This window comes from Facklamia sp. P12955, from assembly GCF_050409565.1.
Lineage (GTDB): Bacteria > Bacillota > Bacilli > Lactobacillales > Aerococcaceae > Facklamia.
In genome coordinates this window covers 32,709-58,523 of record NZ_JBNUPF010000014.1, presented here as the reverse complement: position 1 = coordinate 58,523, position 25,815 = coordinate 32,709, and the positions used below count along the sequence as shown (strand labels likewise).

The 25,815-nt window shown below is 36.2% G+C and carries 18 protein-coding genes and 1 pseudogene; 16 read left to right on the top strand and 3 right to left on the bottom strand.

What is annotated here, in order from left to right; all coding sequences use genetic code 11:
- Positions 1-170 precede the first annotated feature (170 nt).
- The 15 genes from ACQV2G_RS05415 to ACQV2G_RS05345 all read left to right on the top strand — a co-directional run bounded on the left by ACQV2G_RS05415 (position 171) and on the right by ACQV2G_RS05345 (position 21,001).
- Positions 171-1,343 (top strand): hypothetical protein, encoded by a 1,173-nt coding sequence (locus ACQV2G_RS05415; RefSeq protein WP_428876304.1) that lies wholly within the window; start codon positions 171-173, stop codon positions 1,341-1,343.
- Positions 1,344-1,415: 72 nt separating this feature from the next.
- Positions 1,416-2,609, top strand: coding sequence for a class I SAM-dependent rRNA methyltransferase (locus ACQV2G_RS05410; protein WP_428876303.1), 1,194 nt, complete (start codon positions 1,416-1,418; stop codon positions 2,607-2,609).
- An 18-nt stretch (positions 2,610-2,627) separates the two neighbouring features.
- Positions 2,628-3,329 (top strand): ABC transporter ATP-binding protein, encoded by a 702-nt coding sequence (locus ACQV2G_RS05405; protein ID WP_428873556.1) that lies wholly within the window; start codon positions 2,628-2,630, stop codon positions 3,327-3,329.
- Between the two features lie 12 nt (positions 3,330-3,341).
- Positions 3,342-6,254, top strand: a complete 2,913-nt coding sequence (locus tag ACQV2G_RS05400; protein WP_428876302.1) for an FtsX-like permease family protein — start codon at positions 3,342-3,344, stop codon at positions 6,252-6,254.
- Between the two features lie 93 nt (positions 6,255-6,347).
- Positions 6,348-8,396 (top strand): serine hydrolase, encoded by a 2,049-nt coding sequence (locus ACQV2G_RS05395; RefSeq protein WP_428876301.1) that lies wholly within the window; start codon positions 6,348-6,350, stop codon positions 8,394-8,396.
- 129 nt (positions 8,397-8,525) lie between these two features.
- The gene (locus ACQV2G_RS05390; protein ID WP_428873559.1) at positions 8,526-9,047 is read left to right on the top strand and encodes a hypothetical protein; all 522 of its coding nucleotides are present in this window, start codon (positions 8,526-8,528) and stop codon (positions 9,045-9,047) included.
- 68 nt (positions 9,048-9,115) lie between these two features.
- Positions 9,116-9,766: a glycoside hydrolase family 73 protein gene (locus tag ACQV2G_RS05385; RefSeq protein WP_428873560.1), complete on the top strand. Its 651-nt coding sequence runs from the start codon at positions 9,116-9,118 to the stop codon at positions 9,764-9,766.
- A 27-nt stretch (positions 9,767-9,793) separates the two neighbouring features.
- On the top strand, positions 9,794-10,930 hold the full coding sequence (locus tag ACQV2G_RS05380; RefSeq protein WP_428873561.1) for an ATP-grasp domain-containing protein: 1,137 nt from the start codon (positions 9,794-9,796) through the stop codon (positions 10,928-10,930).
- A 140-nt stretch (positions 10,931-11,070) separates the two neighbouring features.
- The gene (locus tag ACQV2G_RS05375; protein WP_428873562.1) at positions 11,071-13,452 is read left to right on the top strand and encodes a UvrD-helicase domain-containing protein; all 2,382 of its coding nucleotides are present in this window, start codon (positions 11,071-11,073) and stop codon (positions 13,450-13,452) included.
- A gap of 10 nt (positions 13,453-13,462) precedes the next feature.
- Positions 13,463-15,487 (top strand): NAD-dependent DNA ligase LigA, encoded by a 2,025-nt coding sequence (ligA, locus tag ACQV2G_RS05370; protein WP_428876300.1) that lies wholly within the window; start codon positions 13,463-13,465, stop codon positions 15,485-15,487.
- Positions 15,477-16,778, top strand: a complete 1,302-nt coding sequence (locus ACQV2G_RS05365; protein ID WP_428873564.1) for a CamS family sex pheromone protein — start codon at positions 15,477-15,479, stop codon at positions 16,776-16,778. The genes ligA and ACQV2G_RS05365 overlap by 11 nt, the downstream gene beginning before the upstream one ends.
- Before the next feature lie 16 nt (positions 16,779-16,794).
- Entirely contained in the window at positions 16,795-17,094 is a 300-nt protein-coding gene (gene gatC, locus ACQV2G_RS05360; protein ID WP_428873565.1) for an Asp-tRNA(Asn)/Glu-tRNA(Gln) amidotransferase subunit GatC, read from the top strand.
- Position 17,095: 1 nt separating this feature from the next.
- Positions 17,096-18,562, top strand: coding sequence for an Asp-tRNA(Asn)/Glu-tRNA(Gln) amidotransferase subunit GatA (gene gatA, locus ACQV2G_RS05355; RefSeq protein WP_428876299.1), 1,467 nt, complete (start codon positions 17,096-17,098; stop codon positions 18,560-18,562).
- A gap of 10 nt (positions 18,563-18,572) precedes the next feature.
- Positions 18,573-20,003 carry an Asp-tRNA(Asn)/Glu-tRNA(Gln) amidotransferase subunit GatB gene (gatB, locus tag ACQV2G_RS05350; RefSeq protein ID WP_428873567.1) on the top strand — a complete coding sequence of 477 codons (1,431 nt, stop codon included), beginning with the start codon at positions 18,573-18,575 and terminating at the stop codon, positions 20,001-20,003.
- A 110-nt stretch (positions 20,004-20,113) separates the two neighbouring features.
- A complete protein-coding gene (locus ACQV2G_RS05345) occupies positions 20,114-21,001 on the top strand; it encodes a YitT family protein (protein WP_428873568.1) in 888 nt (295 codons plus the stop codon).
- Between the two features lie 129 nt (positions 21,002-21,130).
- On the opposite strand, the pseudogene ACQV2G_RS05340 reads toward ACQV2G_RS05345, so the two are convergent.
- The 3 genes and pseudogenes from ACQV2G_RS05340 to ACQV2G_RS05330 all read right to left on the bottom strand — a co-directional run.
- Positions 21,131-21,259 (bottom strand): annotated as a pseudogene (locus tag ACQV2G_RS05340) (IS3 family transposase); the annotation flags it as partial.
- Positions 21,260-21,808: 549 nt separating this feature from the next.
- On the bottom strand, positions 21,809-23,620 hold the full coding sequence (gene uvrC, locus ACQV2G_RS05335) for an excinuclease ABC subunit UvrC (RefSeq protein WP_428874873.1): 1,812 nt from the start codon (positions 23,618-23,620) through the stop codon (positions 21,809-21,811).
- Positions 23,621-23,635: 15 nt separating this feature from the next.
- Entirely contained in the window at positions 23,636-23,959 is a 324-nt protein-coding gene (locus tag ACQV2G_RS05330) for a hypothetical protein (RefSeq protein ID WP_428873570.1), read from the bottom strand.
- A gap of 129 nt (positions 23,960-24,088) precedes the next feature.
- Between ACQV2G_RS05330 and ACQV2G_RS05325 the strand changes: the two genes are divergently transcribed.
- Positions 24,089-25,792 carry a M3 family oligoendopeptidase gene (locus ACQV2G_RS05325; protein WP_428873571.1) on the top strand — a complete coding sequence of 568 codons (1,704 nt, stop codon included), beginning with the start codon at positions 24,089-24,091 and terminating at the stop codon, positions 25,790-25,792.
- Positions 25,793-25,815 lie beyond the last annotated feature (23 nt).

Here is a 25,815-nt window from a genome sequence, read left to right as displayed (position 1 = left end):
ATTTTTAGACATAAAAGGACCCCCAAAAGTTAGTTTTTAACTCGAACTTTTGGGGGTCACTTCAAATTTAGAGGTTTTTTGAAGCTAATTTTATAGAGTAGATTGTTGGTGTATTAAAGCTGAACTTCATTTATAATAATAGTAAGACTTTTTAAAAAGGAGAAGGATTTATGGATAGAGGATTTAAACTAGTCAATAAGCTTTTTATTTTCACTATATTATTAGCTTTATTATATACTCCTATTTCTGCTAAAGCGAATCAAATAACCACAGAGTCATTAACAGAAACTAAAACATCAATAGAAAACAAAGTGGATCAAGAATTACTTAAGAAACTTTCAGAATCATTAATTGATTTGAAAGAGGTTGAAGAATTTGAGGTCAAGATGAAGTGGACCAACCTGGATAAAAATCAAGCGATGGGGCAAGCGACCTACCAAGTAGATGTTACAAAAGGAGACCTGAAGGGCGATTTAAAGTTTCAAATGGAAGATGATTATCCCGAGACAGCAGATTTTGGCTTTATATCATATGGAAGACACCGTTTGTTCTATGTAAAAGAATTTGCTTTTTTAGATAGCCTAGCTTATTTTAAACAAGCTTTTTTTAATTACCAGTTTGATAAACAAATGGCTAAGTACACTAATCTTTATACAGAATTTTCAAATGAAACAATCGGGACGGTTAATCTTAATGAAAAGCCTGCGACTTCTTTGCTGCTCATTCCTAATCGGGATAAGTTAATGAGAGTAGATAAGGGACAATTAAGTTTCAAGAAGGATCAATATCATTTAAATATTGAAAGAATCGATATTCCAAGTCTTTTCTTTGATAAGCACCCCTTCTTATCCATCTCTTATCGTTTAGATCATTTAATTCAACCTTCTACTTCATCTATCATGAGCGAGTATCAAGATTGGGAAAATCAATTCAACCATCAAATTAAAATTAATGAGCAAGCGAATGATTTTTTATTCGGAACAAAAATTGAATCCGAATTTTCTAACCATTTACAAGTTAAGGAAACGGAACACCGAACACCACAGTTCAATAAAACACTAAATTTGATGAGCCAAGGTTTAACTGATAAATTAACGAGTTTCACCATGGACTTTGATCCAGATAAACAAATTTTAGATGTTACCTTGGAGGGTATTGTAGAAAATGTAGCTTTTAACTTTTTTAGCAAAGATACAGCTGAACTTACTACTAAAAGAGTTCGATTAGAATATTCTTTTAAACCTAAAAAAGTAGTTATTCCCCAAAGAACAAGTCTTAAAACAATCAGTCCGGCAGCTGCTGACTATTTAATGGAAGAATTACTATCAAAAGAGAAAAAGTAATGCTTTAAGAAATGGGCTTGTTTTCTAGAGGCTTCTACTATAAATGATCTTAAGAATGAAAGAGGTAATAGAATGAAGTGTTTTTATTTAAAAGATTTTGCGAGTCAAAGAATTCAAGCAGGAGAAAAATTAATAAGGTTAGAAGACTTTGAAGCTCCTGATGATATTAAAGATGCACCTGAGGGGATGATTATCTTTATTACTGATCGCAGTCATAACTTTAAAGGGCAAGCTTTCGTTGGTCGGCAAAACAAAGGCTTTGCTTGGGTTTTTAGCTTAAATTTGGAAGATTTGTGGTCCAAAGAACTCTTTTCAATTTACTTTCAAGAAGCTGTTGAACGTAGACAATCTCTATTGGACGACCCTACAACAACGGGTTTTCGTTTATTCAATGGTGAAGGAGATGGATTAGGAGGAATATCAATCGACTGGTATGACCATTTCATTCAAATCAACTGGTATTCTAAAGGTGCTTATGAGTATCGCGATTGGTGGCTTGAAATTCTTTTAGAATCTCCACTTGAAGTTGCAGGTATATACGAAACCAAGCGTTTTCCAATAGGTGATAGTGAAAAAGCAATGGGACATGTTACCGGAAAAGAAGCCCAACAGCCTCTAATTATTAAAGAACAGAATCGAAAGTATGCTATTTATTTAGGTCAGGATTGGATGACAGGCCTTTTTTTTGATCAAAGAGAGGTACGACAGTATATTCAAGAGCAAGCAAAAGGCTTGTCTGTGTTAAATCTTTTTTCATACACGGGTGCATTTTCAGTTGCAGCTAGCCTAGGTGGTGCCAGTAATACTATCAGTGTAGATGTAGCTAACCGTTCATTAGAGTTAACTAAAGAAAATTTCTTAATTAATCAATTGGACGCTGACAATTTATCTAACGAGATTAGAATTATGGATGTGTTTGATTATATTGACTATGTCAAACGCTCTTCAAAAGATTTTGATATGGTGGTATGTGATCCTCCTAGTTTTGCCCGAACCAAACGTTATGTTTTTTCAGCCTTAACTGATTATATAAAAATGGCTAAAGATTTGTTTAAAATAACGAAAGCAGGAGGTTTGTGTGTCTTATCCACAAACCATTCAGCTTACTCAAAAGATAAATTTATTGAGGATATGAATGAAGCTGGGCGTTTAAGTGGCAAGAAGGTTCAATTGATTCAAAGTTTTAGACTTCCCGAAGACTACCCTTCTTCCGTTGATCCTACGAGTCAGTATCTTACAGTTCTGGTATATTATTGTTCTGAATAAGAAAGGCAGGGAGTAAGAATGTCTTATATTGCATTAAAAGAAGTTGTTAAAGAATATAAAACTGGCGAAGTCGTTACACGAGCAAATGATGGAGTCAGTTTTACAATTGATGAGGGAGAGTTTGTGGTTATTTTAGGTCCTTCCGGAGCTGGTAAATCAACTACACTAAATATCTTAGGTGGAATGGATCAAGCGACCTCCGGACAGGTAGTTATAGATGGAGAAGACATTGCTAAATACAAGGCTAAGCAGTTAACGCGTTTTAGGCGAAATAACGTTGGTTTTGTCTTTCAAAATTATAATTTAGTTCCTAACCTAACAGCTAAAGAAAATGTGGAATTAATGATCCACATTGCTAAAAGTAATATGCAAGCAGAAACCGTACTTAAAGAAGCAGGGTTAGGACATCGATTAGATAGTTTTCCTGCTCAGCTATCTGGTGGAGAGCAACAGAGAGTTTCTATTGCGCGGGCCTTAGCAGGTAGACCCAAAATTCTTCTTTGTGATGAGCCTACAGGTGCTTTAGATTATGAAACCGGCAAACAAATTTTGAGATTATTACAAGATACATGTCGAGAAACACGTACAACTGTTGTGGTAATCACTCATAATACGGTGATTTCGAAAATGGCAGACCGTGTGATTAAAATTCGTAATGGACAAGTAGAAGAAATCGTCAAAAATCCGCATCCTACTAATGTATTAGATTTACATTGGTAGAAAGGAGGTAACATGAAATCGCTCATAAAGGATATCTTTCGTGAGATATTAAAAAGTTTCCCACGATTCTTATCGATATTAGCTATTATTAGTCTAGGAGTTGCTTTTTTTATTGGAATCAAAGCAACAGGACCAGCTATGGTAGAAACCGCGCGTGACTATTATGAAACTTATGATTTGCCCGACGGTCGTATATTATCTACTCAAGGTATTAATGATAATGACATTAAAGAAATTAAAAATTTAAAAGATGGCGCAGAACTTCGGTTACGTCCCATTAAATCAGTTATTGGTATGGTTGAGCCAAGTACTCAACCTATCAAAGTTTTTGGTATCAATGAACAAGATAAAAAATATTATCAATTGGTTGAAGGGAGATTTCCACAGAAAGCTTCTGAAATCACATTGGATAGTAAGTATCTTGATTTAATTAATACTGATCCAAACGAGTCTGTCAAAGTTGGAGATAAGGTAAAAATCACTCTGAACCAACGAGCAAGTGAAGACGCTATAGATAGTGATAATTCAGATTCAATCTTTTCAATAAAAGATAGTGAATTGATAACAAATGAGTTTGAAGTTGTTGGATTTGTTCAAACACCACTTTATTATGAACGCATTAATCGAGGCCTCGACCATTCTGTTTTTGGGTTAATTCAAGAAGATCAAATACAAGCCAGTTACTATAGTGAAGTTTTCTATTGGATACGTAATAATAGAAAGAGAGCTTATGAACCAGCTTATCAATCAAGGCTCGATCAACTAAAAATTAAATTAGAAGATTTGTTAGCTAATCGTCCAAAACAGCGTTTGGAAGCCAGTAAAAAGGATATTCAAGCTAAATATGATGAGGTTAGTTCAGATTTAGAAGAAGCTAATAATGACTTTGAGGCGGCAAATAAAAAAATCTCCGAAGTCGAAAAGACACTGATAGATTCTGAACAAGACCTTCAAGAAGCTAAGATAGAATTTAGTCAAATTGAAGAAAACTTATTGCGGCAGTCTCTAGAAGGCAATATAGACTCTAATAATCCTCAAGCTTTAGGAAAGCCTGAAGAACAAGCAGAGTTGTTGGAAGGTCAAGAACAAAGCTTAATGGCTAGTAATGAGTTGTTTTTCGGAGAAAATCAACTGAGTCGCTCAAAAAAAGCTGTAGCAGATAGTATTGCTGAGAATAATCTAGAATTAAGAGAAGGACAATTAGCACTTGAGGAACTTAAAGAATTAGAAGCAGATTTAAAAGAACCGACTTATCATGTGTTGACACGTCAAGACGATGCAGCTTATAAATCTCTGAAAGAAAATGCGGAAAAATTGAATGTTATTTCTAATTTGTTTCCAGTTTTCTTTTTTGCTATTGCCGTTTTAGTTGTTTTCACAACTGTTAAGCGCATGTCAAGTGAACAAAGAAACTATATGGGAACCATGCAACAAATGGGATACCATCGCTGGCAAGTAATCTTAAAATTTGTGGTGTATGCTGGATTAGCAGGAGTGATTGGAATAGTCTTAGGAATATCTTTGGGCTATCGTATCTTTCCACCAATCATTCTACAAGCATATAATTCCATGTTTTATTTGGCTAACCCATTGATTCCTCGCTCTTTATATTGGAATATGATTGTCGGTGCTATTGCTTTAGCTTGTACACTGATACCAGCAATATATACACCTTATGTATTGTTAAAGCAAGCTCCTGCACAACTTTTAAGACCTGAACCCCCTAAACAAGGTAAACAAATTTTACTTGAAAATTGGACTGAGTTTTGGAAACGCTTATCTTTTAATCGTAAAATGACTTTGAGAAACCTTTTCAGATATAAAGGAAGAAATCTCATGACTTTCATTGGTGTAGCAGGCTGTTCAATGTTAATTCTCACTGGTTTTGGAATTAGTGATACTATTTCAGGTTTGCTTTCTAATCAATTTGAGCAATTACAACGCTATGATGCTACCCTGGTCTTGAATGAAGATTTAGGCCAATATCAAACTCAAAAACTGCAAGATGAATTAGCAGATTACGAAGGCATTGAAGCGTATTATCCAATCCGTTCAGAATCCTTAGAATTAGAAAATGATGTTGAAAAAGAAAATGTCAATTTAATAGTTCCGCTAGGTGATGTTCAATCATTTAAAGACTTTGTATTTGTAAGACAAGGTGGAGATGATAAAGTGGCTGAACCAGTTGATTTAGATGAAGCAGGACCTCTTTATACAGAACGATTAGCTGAGTTATTCAACTTAAAACCCAACTCTAAAGCTATCTTTAAAATGGACGATGAAAATTATACGATTCCTTTAAAGGGAGCAGCAGAAAACTATGTCAATCATTATCTCTATATGGGAGAAAATGACTACAATCAGGTGTTTGAAAAGCCCGCTCAAATTAATGCTTTTTTACTGAAATATGAAGCTAATGCCAAAGTGACTCGTATAGAAGACCAGTTACAAGATAATGAGGATGTTCAAGCTATCGTTAATATAACTAATATAGAAGAAGTAGTTAGCAAGACGATGGATAGTTTATACGTCATTACAATTGTTTTAATCGTTTCAGCGGCAGCCTTAGCTTTTGTGGTCTTGTATAACTTGACCAATATTAATATAGAAGAGAGAAATCGTGAACTGGCCACTATCAAAGTTTTAGGTTTTTATGCAAGAGAAGTGAGTTTGTATGTCTATGAGGAAATCTTTATAATCACAGTATTAGGTTCTTCTTTTGGCCTGATAGCTGGACGTGTGCTTACACATATTATTATGAAACAGATGCAAATGAATTCAATGCTCTTTTATCCTAGGGCAACCCTAGCATCCTTTTTAATATCCTTTATTCTTACATTTATTTTCTCAAGTTCTGTTATGCTGATCATGCACCAAAAAATAAAACGTATTAATATGGTAGAAGCTCTCAAGGGACTTGATTAATCAGTCCCGTATTGTTAAGCCCTTTAAGAATATGCTACAATGGTTTAAGTTAAGAACCAATTATAGAGCGACTATCTAAGAGGAGGCAATCAAATGAAGTGTCCAAATTGTGGACGGAAAGTCCGTAGTAAGACCCAATGTGCGTACTGCGGTTATAGATTTAATCAAGCAGATAAAAAAGAACAGAGTTTATTGAAAAAGAGAAAACCTAATGATGAAATATCAGTTGAAAAAGATATCCGTGGTCTAAATGAAGTAGCTGATAATGAAAAACATTCTCAAGCTATCAAAGACAATAGACAGCACGTTCCTGTTAGGCGATCTCTTGAAAAAGAATTAGCAGAAGCAGAAAAAGAAGCCAAATTAGCTTATGAACGTTCACTTCAATCAAATTCAAAAGGCAATGAATCGGAAGAGGATTCAGAAGAAGCTTTTAAGAAAAGGGCAGACGAAATTTTATCTTATCCGTACACTGGCTCATTATTTTCTGATGAATCCACCGATAATGCTGAAGATTATATTGTCCCTAGAACTAAAAAGACTAGTTTTGGTAAAACGCTTTGGACTATTGTCAAATGGTTAATTTTATTGGCAGCCTTTTTTTTAATGTTTGTTTACGGACCTCAATTGGTAGGCATGGTTAAGAGTTATTTGGACCCAATAATAAATCAAAATAGTGAACAACCTGTCCAAGAAACTGAGACTTCTCAACTTCCAAAGGATACTGAAAAAACAATGAATGTTACTTCAGATAATTCTTCTTCTGAAGTAAAATCAGAAGAAGAAAATCAAACAACCACTGTAGAAGATACTGTTTTTGAAATAGAAAAATCAAAGGTAGATGTGGATGCTTATCCGATGATTACAGTTAATCTCGATTTTGCCAACTCTCTTTCTGATGTAGATCAAGAAACATTTAACTTTAAAGTGAAATATAATGAGACTGAAGCAGAATTGAAGGATGAGTTTTCTCTTTTTAAAGAAGGCAAGAAACTTAGATTATCCTTTAATGATCCCGCTTTATCAGTGATTGGTGAAGATACAAGTCAACAAGAGCTTTTAATAAGTGCAGAGAATTTTTCAGAACGCATCGCTTATGAAGTACCAAATAAGCAAGATCAAGCAGAAAGAATTGATCAGTTTAATCAAATAGTTACCAATTACTTTTCTAATCAGGAAACAGTAGCTTTACAAATTCAACAGCTAGGAGATAAAGCACCCTTTGTTTATGAAAACCAAACAATGGAGGCTGATCGTCTAATCGCTTGGTTTATTTTACAACGTACCTATGAATTGCTAGCAGAAGAAACAATTACTCTTGACCAAGAAATCCCTGTTAAAACACAATTAATTGCTTCTGGGGATACAGGACAAGTGGCAAGTCAAGCTAGAGATTCCTATACAGTCCAAGAGTTGATTGATTTAACTATTCAATCAGGAGATGCCTCTGCCATGAATCATCTCGTTCAGCTTGCTGAGGGTGTCAACCGCTTTAACTACTGGTTAAAAGAGTCTGGATATTTTGCTACTCGTATGAACGCTCCATTAGCTATTGAAGAAGATAGGTACATAACGGGTGCAGTCACTGATGTAACGGACTTAGCTAATTTACTTGTCAAATTAGCTAAAAACGAATTGATTGATGGAGAATATGACGACTTGCTGAAAGAATCAGTCAATCTCTCACCATTCACAGATAAATTTCCCAATTATAATGCTAATGTGACTCAACGTTACGAATTATTAACTACCGAAGAAAACCCACAACTTCAACATATTGCCGGGATTGCTCAAGCAGCAGGAGAAGACTATATTTTTGTAGTTCTTACAAAAAAATTCACTGAACCTTATGAAATGAATGGTAAGATAAGCCAAACAATTAATGATATACTCATACAATATTTAGCGAACCAAGAAGGTGCTGAGATCTTAGAAAATGAAACTACTCTTGAGGTGACGCAAGAACCAGTTCAGACTACTCAAGCAGTAGTAACCCCACCTGTTACATCGGTTGAAACAGGTGTAGAGCCGACAGATAATTTATATAATGGCAAGCAAACAGAAAACTATTACTGGTTTGGCGATGAATACCGTAGAGGCACCTGGTATCAAGATGAAAATGGTGCTTGGTATTATTATTAAAAGGTTTATTCAAATGATTAGTTTTGAGATAGAAAGACTTCAATTTAAGAAGTCTTTCTATTTTTAAGAGCTTTTCCACTTCTCACATCACTTTTTAGGTGTATAATAGAGAAAAAGGGAGGAATTTCAATGAGTCCTACACTGATACAAATCGTTATTCATGCTATTAAAGAGAAATTTCAAACTGAAAAAGCTTTTTATGCGGAAAAGTTAGGCATTAGTCCTCAATCTTGGGACCGATGGAAAAAAGGAGAACAAGGTTTAAAATTTGAAAATATCCAAATAATATCGACTTTATTTACTGACTATGAATGGATGCTTGTTCAAAAAGTTGTGCGAAATGCTGAAATAATTCCAGAGGTTTCAGCTAATCCTGTTGGAGAATACCTCTATCTTAAATATCAAATCGCCAAGACTTGGGTTAACCATGGTATGGTACGCTTAGAATGGCATCAGAGTGAAAGCTCAGAAAACCAACAGAACACAATGATCTTGCAATTAATTGCAGATTATCAATTTTGGGGATACAACGATATAATAGAAATTCGTCTACCTGGAGTTTTGAGACAACAATTAGAAACTGATGAGGTAAAACTCTTACAATGGTTTGATGACCAAAGTGATAAAGTAAGAGACACTGTCGAAGAATAAAAATAGAGTGGTGAAGCTATTTGGTGCAAAGAAAACGCAAAAAAGCTCATAGACCCAGAAAAAAAACTTTGAAAAATAATAAGAAACTTAAACAATTCAAAAAATGGCAGGAAGCTTTCTTTAAACGATTAGGATGTTTAAGCTTCTTTATGATTATCTTTATTAGTTTACTTTTTGTGTTGTTATTTCGTTGGATGTCACAACCGGCTCCTAATTTTTATCAAAATGAGCTTTATCAATCAGATCACTTGCTCAAAGAACAATTTATTGCAGATTTGGTCCCAACTGCCCAAGCTTTACAAAGAGAGTTTGGTGTCTATGCTTCTGTGTCTTTAGCTCAAGCTGTTTTAGAATCGGACTTTGGTAGAAGTCAATTAGCTAGCCAGCATAATAATCTATATGGTGTAAAAACAAGTGCTGACGATCCTAATTCTGCACTCTATCCAACAATGGAGTTTTTTGATGGCGAGTGGGTTGAGATTAAGGATTATTTTAAGGTGTATCCTTCTAGACAAGCATCAATGCGTGAGCACGCTCTTTTAATGATTAATGGAACTTCTTGGGATCCTAATCAATATCAAGCTGTATTACAAGCCAAGGATTTCCAATCACAAGCTCAGGCATTACAAGATTCGGGTTATGCAACCGATCCAAATTACGGAGAAAAATTAATAAATATGATTGAAGAGTGGCAATTGGATCAATATGATCAACCATAAAAAGAATAATATGATGGGAGGGATAAAATGGTTCGAAGACATCAACCAGGAAGTATGATTGGTATTATTGGAGACTCACTTACAACCGCTTTACTGGCCCAAGAGGCCGGAAGATTGGGGTATCGTGTAGCAAGCATGGTGAGTCATGATGAAAACCCGGTCAAACAATTTTCTTATTGGCAAATAGTCGATGCTAACTATCAAGACGAGAGTTTAATCGAATTTGCAAGCTTAGTGGATATGATATATATTGAACCAGGTATTTTATCAAACCGACATTATAAATTATTGGAAGAATATACTGACTTGGCTTTATCAGAAGATTTAGTTGCAATTACAACAGACCGTTTAATTGAAAAAGTTTATTTAGACTCTACTAAAAGTTTAGTAGCTCCTTTTTCAATGGTGACTTCCATTGAAGATATTAAAGAAGCGATAGAATATATAGGTTATCCTTGTGTTCTTAAGTCAGGACAACGACATTTGAATCAAGCCAAGGACCACATTCTTCTATTCAATGAGGATGATTTACCTTTAGCAGAGAAGAAAGTTGAGCAAGCAACATGTATACTTGAGGCTTGGATTCCAGTTGAGAAGAGAGTTTCTTTGACTGTTGTCAGAAATGAGCGAGGAGAATTATTGATTTATCCTCCCTTTGAATTAGTAGATAAAGGGTTAATTATTGGTACACAAGTAAGGTATCCTGCGCGTATTGTTGATGAGGTTTCTAATGAAATCAACCGATTAGGCCGATTAATTGCTGAGTCACTTACATTGATTGGGGCTTTGACATTAGAGTTCTTTATTACATCTTCTGGTGTTATTTACATCAATCAAGCTTCGATTGGCTTATCGCAAGCGGCAACTTTTACAATCGGCTCGATGTCCATATCGCAATTCGAAGCGTGTATGCGAGCACTGTCAGGCTTGCCTTTGCCTACTTTAAAAGTAAAATCAGCAGCAGCTATAGCGATTCCTTTAGAATATTTAAATATAGAAAATGTCATGACACAATATATGTCTCGCACAGATTGGGGTTTTGCTTTAGTAAATTTTCCTGGACAATTACACAATCATTTGGAAGGACAGGTAATCATAACGGGAGATAGTTTAATATCGTGTGATCGGCAAATTGAAATGACCGGATTATATAAAATTCAATAGAATTAAGAAGCTGAAGGGATAGCCTTGGCTTCTTTTTATTTTATGAGGAGTTGAGAGAAGGCTATAAAGGACATAGGAGATTGTTCTTATTTTTGATATAATATCAAATATTGGAAGCGTTGGTGAAATGGAGTGATAATATGAATTTATTAGAAAGTATAGGTCGATTAAATAATAAGCAAAAGGAGGCTGTATTGACTACCCAGGGACCGCTGTTAATAGCCGCTGGGGCAGGTTCAGGAAAAACACGGGTTCTTACTCACCGAATCGCTTATCTTGTTGAAGAAGAAAGAGTAAATCCTTGGAATATATTGGCTATTACTTTTACAAATAAAGCCGCAAATGAAATGAAAGAGCGGATTAAAAACTTAGTTGGCCCAGATGCAGACTCTATATGGGTCTCAACATTTCATGCAATGTGTGTGAGGATACTTAGAAGAGAGGGCGAAAAAATCGGTTATCAACGAAATTTCTCAATCGTAGACCCATCTGAACAACTAACTTTGATGCGTCAAGTGTTAAAAGAATTAAATTTAGATAGCAAACAATTTAAAGATAAGAATCTTCTATGGCAAATTGAACAAGCAAAAAATGAAGGTAAAAGCCCAGCACATTATTTACAAACTGCCGGTAATTTTGTTGAAGAAATTTATGCAAAAGTCTATCAACTTTATCAGACAAAATTAAAACAAGCCAACGCCATGGATTTTAATGATTTGATTCTTAATACTGTTAAATTATTAGAAGAATATGATGATGTCCGTCACTTTTATCAGCATAAGTTTCAATATATTCATGTTGATGAGTACCAAGATACCAATAATACTCAGTATCAACTCATTCGATTATTAACAGGAATTCTTAATAACATTTGTGTAGTAGGAGATGCTGATCAATCTATTTATGGCTGGCGCGGCGCAAATATGGAAAACATTTTAAACTTTGAATCTGACTTTCCTCAAGCTAAAACGATTCTATTAGAACAAAACTACCGTTCCAGTCAAAATATTTTAGCTGCAGCTAATAGTGTGATTAAAAATAATCGAAATCGTAAAGTTAAGAAATTATGGTCTAATAAGGACAAAGGAAGCAAGATTAAGTTTTATCATTCAGACAACGACTCAGAGGAGGCGCTTTTTGTTATTCAAGAAATTATTGAGCTTAAAGATCGTTTTAATTTAAAAAATGATGATTTTGCTATTCTTTATCGAACTCAAGCTCAGTCACGCTCTTTAGAGGACCAGCTGTTAAAAGCCAATTTACCTTATAAAATTATTGGGGGCTTGAAGTTTTATGCTCGTAAAGAAATCCAAGACACCTTGGCTTATTTAAGGTTAATTAATAACCCCGCTGACAACCTTAGCTTTAATCGAATTGTGAATGTTCCTAAACGTGGAATTGGAAATACCACTATCGAGCGGTTATCAAATTTTGCTGCTCAGATTCAGTTACCCTGGTTCATGGCGATCGATTATTTAGATCAGTCTCAACTATCTAAAGCAGTACAAAAGAAATTACAAACGTTTGCTCAAATGGTTAAAAATCTTCAAGAACAAGCAAAATATCTCTCTATGAGTGAACTAGTAGAGCAAGTGTGGCAGCTTTCAAACTATACTCAGGCTTTAATTGAAGAAGGCACTCTTGAAAGTCGAGCTCGCTTAGAAAACTTAGAAGAATTTGCTTCAGTAACTAAACTTTTTGACCAAGAGGATCATAGTTTACTGTTAGAAAAAGATCCTGATTTTCAAAATCAAGATCAAAGCACTATCGAATCGCAAGCAATTTTAGAAATATCAGGTTCAAATGTTGCTTTGGATCTATTTGAGTCAGCAGTGGAAAGTGAGGACGATACTAATCAATCAACAGCTTTATTGACTCAATTCCTTACAGAATTGTCTTTGGTTAGTGATAACCAAGAAGAGGATGAACAAATGGGTATCACTTTGATGACTCTACATGCAGCCAAGGGCTTAGAATTTCCGGTTGTCTTTATTGTTGGAATGGAAGAAGGGATTTTCCCATCCTATCGTTCTTTTGATAATGAAGAAGATTTAGAGGAAGAAAGAAGATTAGCCTATGTAGGAATGACACGCGCTGAGGAAATATTATATTTAACAGCAGCATCCAATCGTCTACTATACGGACGTTATCAGCAAAATTTAGTTAGTCGATTTATAGATGAGATTGAACAAGATTTACTTGAGCATATTGGACTTCCAGGAAGAGTCAAAAGATTTACTGCAAATAATCGAGGAAAAAACCAAGCCAATAGAGTTAAGTTAAGTCCCCCTTCGGCTCCCGTTAAGAAGAAGCGAGCTTTCCAAGCAACTTCAAATGTCAAAGGTCTAGAAATGATTAACTGGCAAGTGGGAGACAAAGTGGACCACAAAGCTTGGGGTCAAGGGACAATTGTAAAAGTTGACAAGTCAGCTAGCGACCAAATTTTAAAAGTAGCTTTTCCAGAGCAAGGAATTAAACAGTTAATGGCAGCATTTGCTCCAATTACTAAGTTATCAGATTAGGAGGCTCCTGATGTCTAATCAGCAGAAAGAAAGACAACGTTTAGATGCTTTAAAAGAAAAATTAAATAATTATGCTTACTCTTACTATGTATTGGATCAGTCATTAATTACGGATGCAGAGTATGATGAGCTGTATCAAGAATTGCTCATGATTGAAGCTAAGTATCCGAAGTGGGTCACTTTGGACTCACCTAGTCAGAGAGTGGGTGACCAGCTGTTAGAAGGTTTTCAAAAGGTTAAACATGCTCAAACCATGTACTCTTTAAGTAATGCTTTTAATGAAGCAGACATACATGCTTTTATTAAAAAGGTAGAAGAAGTGGTTGGGTCTCAGCATTCTTTTATCTGTGAGTGTAAAATCGATGGTCTTGCCATTGCCTTAACTTATGAAGATGGTTTGTTTGTTCGAGGAGCTACACGAGGTAATGGTCAAACGGGAGAAGATATTACTCAAAACCTACGAACAATCCATTCCTTACCATTACGACTGAGAAAGCCCGTTTCAGGTGAATTTCGAGGAGAAGCTTATATGCCTAAAGAGGTCTTTTTAAAATTAAATGAACAAAGAGATGAGGCAGGGGAAAGTCCCTTGGCTAATCCTCGCAATGCGGCAGCTGGTGCATTGCGACAGAAAGATCCCGCAAAGGCAGCAAAGAGGCAACTAAACATATTTATGTATAATTGCTCTAGTCAATCGGATATAGAGGCAACTTCTCAAGGAGAACTCCTAGAAGAGATGGAAGCTGTTGGCTTAAGAACGAACTCTTTTAGAAAAGAATGTCATAATTTTAATGAAGTATGGGAGTTTATCCAAACGGTTGGCCAAAAAAGGCACCAATTACCCTATGAGATTGATGGAGTGGTTATTAAAGTCAATGCTTTTGAATATCAAGAAAAATTGGGGCATACTATTAAAGCGCCCCGTTGGGCAATTGCCTATAAGTTTCCAGCAGAAGTTGCTCAAACAACTTTACTTAATGTAGATTGGACAGTGGGTAGAACTGGAGTAGTTACCCCTACCGCTATTATGGAGGCTGTTCAATTGGCAGGAACTACTGTTCAAAGAGCAAGTCTTCATAATGTAGATCTTATTGAAAAACTTGATTTACATATAGGTGATCAAGTCGTTATCCATAAGGCAGGAGATATTATTCCCGAAATATTAGAGGTTGATCTAACTAAAAGAAAGCGAGATGATCGACCGGTAGCTATTCCTACCGAATGTCCACAATGTCATGAAGAGCTAGTGAAAATTAAAGATGAAGTGGCTTTAAGATGTGTTAATCCTAACTGTCCCGCCCAAAGGTTGGCTCAGATTACTCATTTTGTTTCCCGATTAGCCATGAATATTGATGGTCTGGGTGAAAAAATTATTGAGCAATTATTGGACCATCATTTGATTGAAAATCCGGCTGATCTTTATTATCTCAAGCAAGAAGACCTTTTAAAACTTGATAAGATTAAAGAAAAGTCAGCTAACAACTTGATCCAAGCGATTAATGAGTCTAAGGATAGGGGATTAGATCGATTACTATTTGCTTTGGGAATTCGTCATGTCGGTGCAAAAGCTGCTCGCCTAATTGCCGAAGAATTTGGTACAATAGAAACAGTGATGATTGCCGAGGCAGAACAAGTCGGTCAAATTGAGGGCATAGGTGAAATCATCTCTCAATCACTGGTTCATTATTTCCAACAAGAGTCTTCATTAAAATTGATTGATCGTTTAAAAAAAATAGGTGTCAAAACCGATTTTCAAACAACCGTGATTGGCACTCAACAGACCAATGAATTTAAAGGAAAGACTATTGTTCTAACTGGTAGTATGAATGCTTATACTCGTAATGAAGCAAAGCAAATTTTACAAAATTTAGGAGCAAATGTAACCGGCTCAGTCTCAAAGAAAACAGATATATTGATTGCGGGGGCAGAAGCCGGCAGTAAATTAATAAAAGCTCGGGATTTAGGTGTTACAATCATAGATGAATCTACATTTATAGAAAAATTAGTAGAAAGTGGAATTAACGATGCAAAATAAATTGAAATGTATCACATTGCTAACCTGTCTTACTTTATTGTCAGGTTGCTTAAATAATTTAGAGGTAAAAAAAGAAGAAGCAGAACTGACACCTGAGAAGGTGATGGCTAGGTCAACTTCTAACCAATTAGCTAATGAAAATTATCGAGCTGTAATAACAGATGGTAAGTATCAACTCGGCCCCTCAGCTAGTGCAGACTACACATTATCTTCAACGGGCAATGCCTTTGCTTTCGAAGATGGTCTGTTACGTTTGTCACGAGAGGTGTTTCCTACCGATCAATACTTTTTACAAGAAGGCCAATTGATTGATGGTGATACATTGACTTCTTGGGTAGGCAGAGAAGCAGACAATAATCCAGCAGGCTTAAACCCTGCTATCCCTGTCGATAGTGGTGGTGCTAATCGTGAAACAACATCTTCTGACACTGATACTACTGTTGAGAATCAATCCCCTACTATTGAAGAAGCGACAGTAACTTCGGTTTTAGAAGATGGTCAAGAGGTTATGGTTGATGTAGAGGGTAATATCATTGATGAGAACGCCGGTAGGCCAGATCAGGTTGTCACTCAGGTTCAATCTACGCCTATTTACTTATCGCAAATTTTAGAAAAAAATATTATGGTTGAAACTGAAACAGGGTACAAGCTAGCAGGTATTGTTCTTGGCTTATCCATGAATTCGCGTTATGAGTACACCGACCCAGAGGGGGTTGTTTACGAAGAAGAAATCTCTATGGGAGAAATGCGTGAGCGCGGAAGAGCTTATGCTAATATAATTGTGGGTCGTTTAAGAGCAACCGAAGAATTGAGATCTATTCCTATTCTAGTGGGTATATACCGACAGGCACCTTCTGATGAAATTGTAGGGGGTAGTTTTGTCTTGGATGGTATTTCACGTGAGGGAAATGCGGTTTCTGATTGGAAAGAGCTTAATGAATACCGAGTTGCTCTACCTATGACTGATTCAGGTGTCGAAGCAGAAAAATACGCTTATTTTGATAGTTTTTCTAAAGGCATTCGTGAGTTTTTCCCCAATCTGAATGGTATTTCCGGTCAAGTATTATATGCAGACGATCAGTTGAAAACATTAGATATTGAAATAGTCACACAGTTTTATCAAACAACAGAAATTACTGCTTTAAGTCAGCATGTGCTGGACACTGCGCAGAAAACATTACCTGAGAACATAGCAATTGAGATTAAAATTGTTTCTAATGCGGATACAGAAGCTTATATAGGTAGAAATGCAGGAGAAACGGAGTATCAATCACATATATTTAGACAATAAGAAGAGGGGGAAAAGAATGATTACACGCGAGGAAATTAAGCATGTTGCAAAATTAGCCAAATTAAGTTTTAGTGAGGAAGAACTGGACCAATTTGCTCCAAATATCCAAGAGATTGTTGAAATGGTTGAGCATTTACAAGAGGTGAACACGGAAGGTGTCGAGCCGACTTATCATGGTAACCAGTTGAAGAATGTTTATCGTGAAGATATCGCAGTCCCTAATCCGTCTTATCGAGCCTTATTGGATAATGCCCCAACAGTAAATGAAGGCTATATTCAAGTACCAGTGATTATCGAAGATGAAAAAGGAGATTAAGATGAAAAAATTCCCAACAACCATTACTGAGATGAAAAAAGGGCTAGAATCAGGAACATTTACAGCTGTCGAATTGCTTGAACATACCTACCGGCAAATTGAGACTTTGGAGAGTGCTGTTCAATCCTTTTTAAATTATGAAGATTTTAAAGAGCCGGCTTTTGAAGTGGCTAAAGCTGCAGATGAAGAAGGCTATTCGAATAATGATTCAAAATTATTAAAAGGCATTCCTATAGCAATCAAAGATAATATTTTAACAGCTGATTTTAAAACAACTGCAGCCAGTAAAATGCTTGAAGATTTTGTGCCAACTTATGATGCCTTTGTTATAAAACAATTAAAAAAGGCAGGAGCCATTATAGTGGGTAAGGTTAACCTAGATGAGTTCGCTATGGGAGGATCTACTGAAAATTCCTATTTTAAAACAAGTAAAAATCCTTGGGGTCTTGAAAGAGTACCAGGAGGCTCTTCGGGGGGGTCGTCAGCAGCCGTAAGTGCTAGACAGGTGCCAGCAGCTTTAGGAACCGATACCGGTGGTTCGATTCGTCAACCTGCCTCTTATACAGGTATTGTTGGAATGAAGCCAACTTATGGTCGTGTTTCTCGTCATGGAGTGATCGCTTTTGCTTCTAGTCTTGATCAAGTCGGACCGATGACTTTAACAGTTGAAGATAACGCTTTACTTTTACAAGTGATTGCGGGGCATGATCCAAATGATGCGACCAGTTTAGCCGACGAAAAATTAGATTTTAGCAGTTTGATTGGTCAATCCATTGAAGGCAAGCGAATTGCTTTTCCTAAAGAATATCAATCAGAGGTCATTGATGCGGATGTTCGTCAAGCAATGGAAAAAGCAGCTGATTATTTTACAAGTAAAGGAGCAATCGTTGAAGAAGTTTCTCTTCCTCACTCTGAGTACGGGATTAATGTTTATTACATACTAGCTTCTGCGGAAGCTTCATCTAATTTACAGCGTTATGACGGTATTCGCTACGGTTATCGTTCAAAAGCAGCTGAAAATTTAGAAGAAATCTACTTAAAATCTCGCTCTGAAGGCTTTGGTCCTGAAGTCAAGCGACGATTAATGGTAGGGACTTATTCTTTAAGCTCAGGCGCCTATGATAAATTCTTCAAGAAGGCAGCGCAAGTGCGCTCATTAATTATTCAAGACTTTAAAGAAGTATTTGATCAATTCGATCTTATTATGGGACCGGTCACTAATTCGACAGCTTACAAAATTGGTGAACGCATTTCAGATCCGCTCAAAATGTATGTGGCAGATTTGTTGACAATCCCGGTTAATTTGGCTGGAATACCCAGCCTATCTGTACCTGCCGGCTTTGATAGCAAGGGCTTGCCTATTGGAATGGCACTCACAGGCCCAGTGGATAGCGAAGCCTTACTTTACCAAATGGCTTATGATTTTGAGCAAGGTCACGACTTTGTTAAGCAAGCACCTAAACTATAGGAGGATCTAGATGAATTTTGAAACAGTAATCGGACTTGAAGTCCATGTGGAATTAAAAACCCAATCTAAAATCTTTTCTTCCTCACCTGTTGGCTTCGGTGTGGATCCCAACGCCAATACCAATGAGAAAGATTGGGGCTATCCGGGAGCGTTACCGACTATGAATCGCCAAGCGATAGAATACGGAATGAAAGCTTCTCTAGCTTTAAATTGCCAGGTAGCTAAGCAGATGAAGTTTGATCGTAAAAATTATTTTTACCCGGATAATCCATCTGCCTACCAAATTTCTCAATTTGATCAACCGGTCGGGTCTAATGGATACCTGGATATTGAAGTAGAAGGAAAAAAACGTCGGATACGTATTGAACGTGTTCATTTGGAAGAAGATGCAGGAAAAAACACACACGGAGTGGACGGCTATTCATATGTTGATTTAAATCGCCAAGGTACGCCATTAATTGAAATTGTTACCGAAGCAGATATTCGTTCCCCTAAAGAGGCCCACGCCTTTCTAGAAGCCTTACGGGAGAGAATAATGTATACAGGCGTTTCGGATGTGAAAATGGAAGAGGGCTCTTTACGCTGCGATGGTAATATTTCAATTCGACCTTTTGGCCAAGAAGCTTTCGGGACAAAAACTGAAATCAAGAACTTAAATTCCTTTAATTATGTTCGCAAAGGTTTAGAGTTTGAAGAAAAACGTCAGGAAAATATTTTAAGATCTGGTGGTATCATTTATCAAGAAACACGTCGTTATGACGAGAAAACAGGACAAACGATTCTAATGCGTACTAAAGAGGGGGCGGCAGATTACCGCTACTTCCCTGAACCAGATCTACCACCGGTAACTATTTCACAAGAATGGATTGATCAAGTCCAGCAAACGATGCCAGAAATGCCAGAAGTGCGTCGTAAAAAGTATGTTGAGAATTATCAGCTTCCGGAATACGATGCCATGGTCTTAACCCTTCAAAAGGAAATGTCAGATTTCTTTGAAGAAACTATTCAAGAAGGAGCAGATGCAAAGCAAGCTTCCAACTGGTTAATGGGAGAAGTATCTGCTTATCTAAATGCACAACAGCTTGAGCTTTCTCAAACAGCTTTAACTCCTAAGAATTTAGCAGAAATGATCCAACTAATTGATAAAGGAACAATTTCTTCCAAAATTGCCAAAAAACTCTTCAAAATATTAGCTCAAGAAGGGGGCAACGCTAAAGAAATTGTTGAAGCTCAAGGAATGGCTCAACTTTCAGATCCAGCCCAATTGAAACCTTTGATTGAAGATATTATTGAAAATAATCCACAATCCGTTGAAGACTATAAGAATGGAAAAGATCGAGCTGTTGGATTTTTTGTAGGACAAGTTATGAAAAAAACTAAAGGTCAAGCAAACCCCCAAGTCGTTAATGAGTTAATCCTTGAAAAATTGCAAACAATGTAGCTATAAGGAATCATAAACGAGACAAGTGAAAACCGACATTTGTGTCGTTTTTACTGGATTCAAACAATTATAAGAAAAGCCATTTATAAAAGAAGATAGGAAGTGTAAAAATGAAAAATATCATATCGTCATTATTAATGACAATCGTCGGAACATTCTTAGTCGCATTAGCTATCAACTTAGTATCTTTACCGAACGAGTTGGGAGATGGCGGAGTTACTGGTTTTACCCTCTTTCTTCACTATACTCTAAACTTTGATATTCCTAAGACCGCCTTCGTTTTAAACGTGATTATTCTGATTATTGGTTGGAAATTATTGAGTAAAATGACGATTGTTTATACGCTCTTATCAATTGCTGCACTTTCGTTTTTTTTAAAAGTCGTTCAGCCTACCCCTTTCATTCCAGATAACCAATTAGTTGCTCCTTTAGTATCAGGGGTAATTATGGGAACAGGATTGGGAATTGTCATTCGTGGCGGTGGATCAACCGGAGGTACAGATATTCTTGCTTTAATTTTGAATAAGTATGTTGGAATTAGCGTTTCAAATGCTTTACTAATATTTGATGGAGTGATTATTTCCTTATTATTTTTTGCGATTGGTCTAGAAAAAGGCGCTATTTCCATTGTTGGGATTCTCCTGTATAGCCGAATCTTAAACTTCTGGGTTACAGGTTACAATCCTAAAAATGCACTGTTTGTTATTTCAGAAAAACATGAAGAAATTGGTAATGAAATTATGGATAAAGTTAAGCGCGGGGTTACTATCTTCTCTGGTTATGGCTTCTACTCAAAGGCTCAACGACAAATATTATATGTGGTGGTTTCCAATCGTCAGCTAATGGCGGTTAAAAAGATTGTTCATAATATTGACCCTAAAGCATTTATTGCGGTTAACGATGTTCAACAAGTGGATGGTGAAGGCTTTACCTTCTTACGTGAACCTGAAGAAATGACTTTAGAGACTGACGAAAGTATTTTAAATACAAATGGCTAATATAATGCTTTCTATTTCTTAAGAATAATTATAAAAACCTTGCATGATTTGGCACTGCACCCCATAAATGGGACAGAATAAAGAACACCTTTGTTAGGCTGTTTGTTGTCGGTATTGAACCGGTGACACCTAGCCTAATTTTTGTTGAACTCGCTTATGATTAACAGTTTTTTCTGTTTCTAAGTTGATTAAATGGGTGATTTTACGGTAACCATAGGTGAAAGGCTGTTTCTTACATAATTGTCCAATTTTAATTTTCCCTTCATTTTCTAGGTTAGCATTTACACGAACTTTCTAACGATAATAAGTAGATCGAGCGATCCCTTAGCAGGAGAGGATTAAACTCACCGAAACATGTGCTTTTAAACTTTCAACCGTTTCGACGACTACTTTTGGTACCCACTCCTCTTCAACTCTTTGTGTTTTTTAGGACATCCATCGCTGCTTGATGACGTTTTAATTTGATTTTGAGTGGATCTATCTCGCTAAGTTCTTCTAATCCTTTGCCATAAGTCTATTCTTTACCTCCAGCTTGATTGAAGCGCTAGGTTTGACCTTAACGATCCCAACGCCAGCAAGTTTTTACTTGAGATGTGTTCTTAATGTTTAATTCATTCATTATTTGTTTATTAGTCCGGCTTTCATTTTTCAATTCAATACATTTCCATTTTGTTTCTGCAGAATAAGCTAGGTGATTAACCCTAATCAAACACCTCCATTAAATTCATTTCACACGAATTCAACGGAGGTGTTTTTATGTTTGTCTCACTATTCGGGGTCAGTGCCAATTATGCAAGGTTTTTCTTATCAGTTATTAGAATCATTAAGAAATTCGAGAATTCGTTTTGAGGTCGGACGGGAAATGCCCAATCTACGCAGAGTGTCTACATCAGATTCTTTAATTTTTTGTAATGATTTAAAGTGTTTTAAAAGTTTAGAGCGTGTAGCCGGGCCAACTCCTGGTATAGTATCTAAAATAGAAGCCACCTGACTCTTAGCACGTACTTTTCGGTGATAAGATATTGCATACCGATGAACTTCTTCTTGCACTCTTTGAATAAAGTGGAAGGCTTGGGAACGCGGATCAAGGTCGACTATCTTTTCAGTGTAACCTTCCAGTAAGGAGGCCGTCTTGTGTTTATCATTTTTAACCATACCGACTACGGGGATAGCTAATCCTAACTCATTTTCCAAGACATCTCTAGCGGCTCTTACTTGTATAATCCCTCCATCCATCAAAATTAAATCAGGTAATGGTTTATTTTCTTTGAGCAAGCGAGTGTAACGACGCCTGATTACTTCTTGAGAATGAGCAAATTCATTGGCTCCATCTCCACTCTTAATCTTAAATTTACGGTAATTTTTGCGATCTGGTTTACCCTCTTGATAAACAACCATCCCCGAGACCGTATGAACACCTTGGATATGTGAGTGGTCAAATGCTTCAATATGATTAGCCTGTTCAATTTGAAGGGCCTCTGCTAACTCTTCGATGGCGCCCAGCGTTTTACGTGTGCTAGCTTCAATTAAGCGGAATTTCTCATCTAAAGCTAATTTAGCATTTTTTTCACACAAATCGAGCATTGCCTTTTTCTTTCCTCTAAGAGGTGTTTGAACAGGAATTTCAAAGACTTCTTCTAAAACCTCTTGATCAACAGAAGCAGGGACTAAGATAGCTTTTGGAATAACATTATATTGCTCTTTATAGAAGCGAGCAATATAAGTTGTTAGTTCATGATCTGGTTCTTTTTCACCATAACTAGGAAAAAGAGCAGCTTTACGTTTAAGAATAGAACCCTGTCTTAACATAAAGGTTTGTATAGATATCCATCCCCTATCATAATAGAAATTAAAGACATCCATATTATCATAATCTTGACTCATAATAGCTTGTCTTTCAACGGTTGTCTCAATATATTCAATCTGATCGCGTAAATCAGCAGCTTGTTCAAATTCTAGCTTATCAGCTGCTTCAGACATCTTGCGCTTCAAGTCGTTTTTAATTGGACCGACTTCACCATTAAAGAAACGTTTAATCCGATTAATTTGCTTTTGGTAGGTTTCTTTTGAAACGGGATGATCACAACAACCAATACACTGTCCCAAATGGTAGTAAAAGCAAGCGCGCTTTTCATTTTTACCACAACGTCTTAGAGGATAAATTTTATGTAATAATTGTTGAGTGGCTGTAGCGGCTTGTACGTTTGGAAAAGGTCCAAAATAATGTCCGCCATCCTTAAGAACTCGATTGGTAATAATTAATTGAGGGTCCTTTTCATTAGTTATTTTTAAATAAGGATACATACTGCCATCTTTAAGTTTTATATTGTATTGCGGCTTGTATTGTTGAATCAAATTAATTTCAAGGATCAAAGCTTCTTTGTTAGAATTGGTAACAATTGTTTCAAAATGATGAATCTCAGAAACCAGTTTTGCTGTTTTACTATCATGGGCTCCTCTGAAATAAGATCGCACGCGGTTTTTTAAGTTTTTAGCTTTACCCACATAAATAATTTTATCATTAGCATCTTTCATTAAGTAGCATCCGGGCAATTCAGGTAATAAAGGGAGTCTTTGTTCAATATTATGTCGTATTTCTTCAGGGCTTTCTTTAGGCAAGGATGGGTCTCCTTTCTAGAGTTTTTTTTGATTAGGGAGTTGTTGGATTACTTTTTCATATGAGCGGGGGACTCTTTTTTCAATAAGATATTTTTCAGTAATAAATTGCTTTTTATTGTTAAAGTGTCCGTATATAAGAATCTGATCTCCCACCATAACCTCATACATAAAAGTTAAAGCTTTACGGGCAATCAAAGCAGTAAATTCTTGGTTTATTAAGTCAATAGGATTTAATGGATGCTTGATTAGTTTCAATTTAAATAAGACCAATGTCGGATCACTGGCCTTAATTAATTTTTGATAAATGACGATCCCTTTATATTGAAATTTCTTAGTCATTTGGATGCTCCTTAAATTCACTTAGATATAGTATAGCAAAAGCAGTCAAAAAAGTTTATTTTTAAATCGTTTTCAGCATATTCACGCTGTGTTATAATAAAAATAATAAATAAAAAAGGATGTGGAAGCATGAAATTCAATGAATTCGAATATAAAAGACCAGATATGTCTCTTTTAAAACAGTCATTCCAACAGCAAATTGAGGGAATCAAAAAAGCTGAATCGGCTGAGGATGCACTTGCAGCGGTTAAGGCCATTCAAGACATTCAAAGAGATATTGAAACGAATTCAACATTAACTTCAATTCGTCATTCAGTGGATACCCGTGATCAATTCTATTCAGATGAAACGGATTTCTGGGATGAAAACTCACCCCTTATTAGTGAGTGGGAAAGTGATTATTATCGAGCTACACTTGGCTCACCTTATCGTAAAGAATTAGAAGAAGAACTACCTCACACTTTCTTTAAGTTAGCAGAAAATCATTTGAAAATCTTTTCTCCAGAAATTATACCGCTATTACAAAAGGAAAATCGTTTGGTATCAGAGTATGGTAAGTTAAAAGCTTCTGCTGAAATTGAGTATAAAGGTGAAATTTATAACTTATCAAGTATTGGCGCCTTTACTCAAGATGCTGATCGAAAAGTACGTAAAGAAACTTCTGAGTTAATTACTGATTGGTATTTAGAACGCCAAGATGAGTTTGATCGTATTTATGATCAATTAGTTAAAACGCGTCACGAAATTGCAACAAAGCTAGGTTTTAAAGATTTTGTTGAAGTGGGTTATGCGCGTATGGCACGTTTAGACTATGACCGTAAGGACGTTGAAGTCTATCGCAAAGAAGTGCAAAAACATGTCGTACCTTTAGCTGAGAAACTATTTGAACGTCAGCGTGAACGTCTAGGTTTGGATAAGCTAGCCTTTTATGACTTAGGTCTAACTTTCCCTACAGGCAATGCCAAACCTGAAGGAAGTCCAGAAGAGATTGTTGCTAAAGGTGTTGAAATGTACCATGAATTATCACCAGAAACAGGTGAGTTCATTGACTTATTAATTGAATACGATGTTTTAGATTTAGAGTCTAAACCAGGTAAAGATACAGGTGGTTATTGTACGTATCTACCAAATTACAAGACGCCTTATATTTTTGCCAACTTTAATGGTACATCACACGACGTTGAAGTATTGACTCACGAGGCAGGCCACGCCTTCCAAGTTTATAATTCAAGATGGATTCAAACCCCTGAAGCTGTATGGCCAACTTTAGAGTCTTGTGAGATTCATTCAATGTCAATGGAATTTTTAACTTGGCCATGGATGAAAAACTTCTTTGGTGATAGCATTGAGAAGTTTAAGTATCAACATTTAGCTGGAGCTGTTCAATTTATTCCTTATGGTGTTTGTGTGGACCACTTCCAACATGAAGTATATGAAAATCCAAACATGACACCAGAAGAACGTCGTCAAACTTGGAGAAAATTAGAAAAAATTTACAACCCTTGGATTGATTACCAAGGCAATGAGTTCTATGAAAATGGAGGCTGGTGGTTCAAACAATTGCACATCTTCACTATGCCTTTCTATTATATTGATTATACTTTGGCTCAAGTATGTGCTTTCCAATTCTGGAAACGTAGCCAAGTAGATCATGATCCAAAAGCTTGGGAAGATTATTTGAATATTTGTAAGGTTGGGGGAACTCAGACTTTCACAGAAATTATTGCAACAGGGAACTTGAAGTCACCATTTGAACCTGGCAATCTTGCGGATACTTTAGCAAGTATAGAGGCCTACCTCGACCAAGTCGATGAAGAAACTTTAAGAAAATAATGGTGATCCTAAAGGAGCGTTTG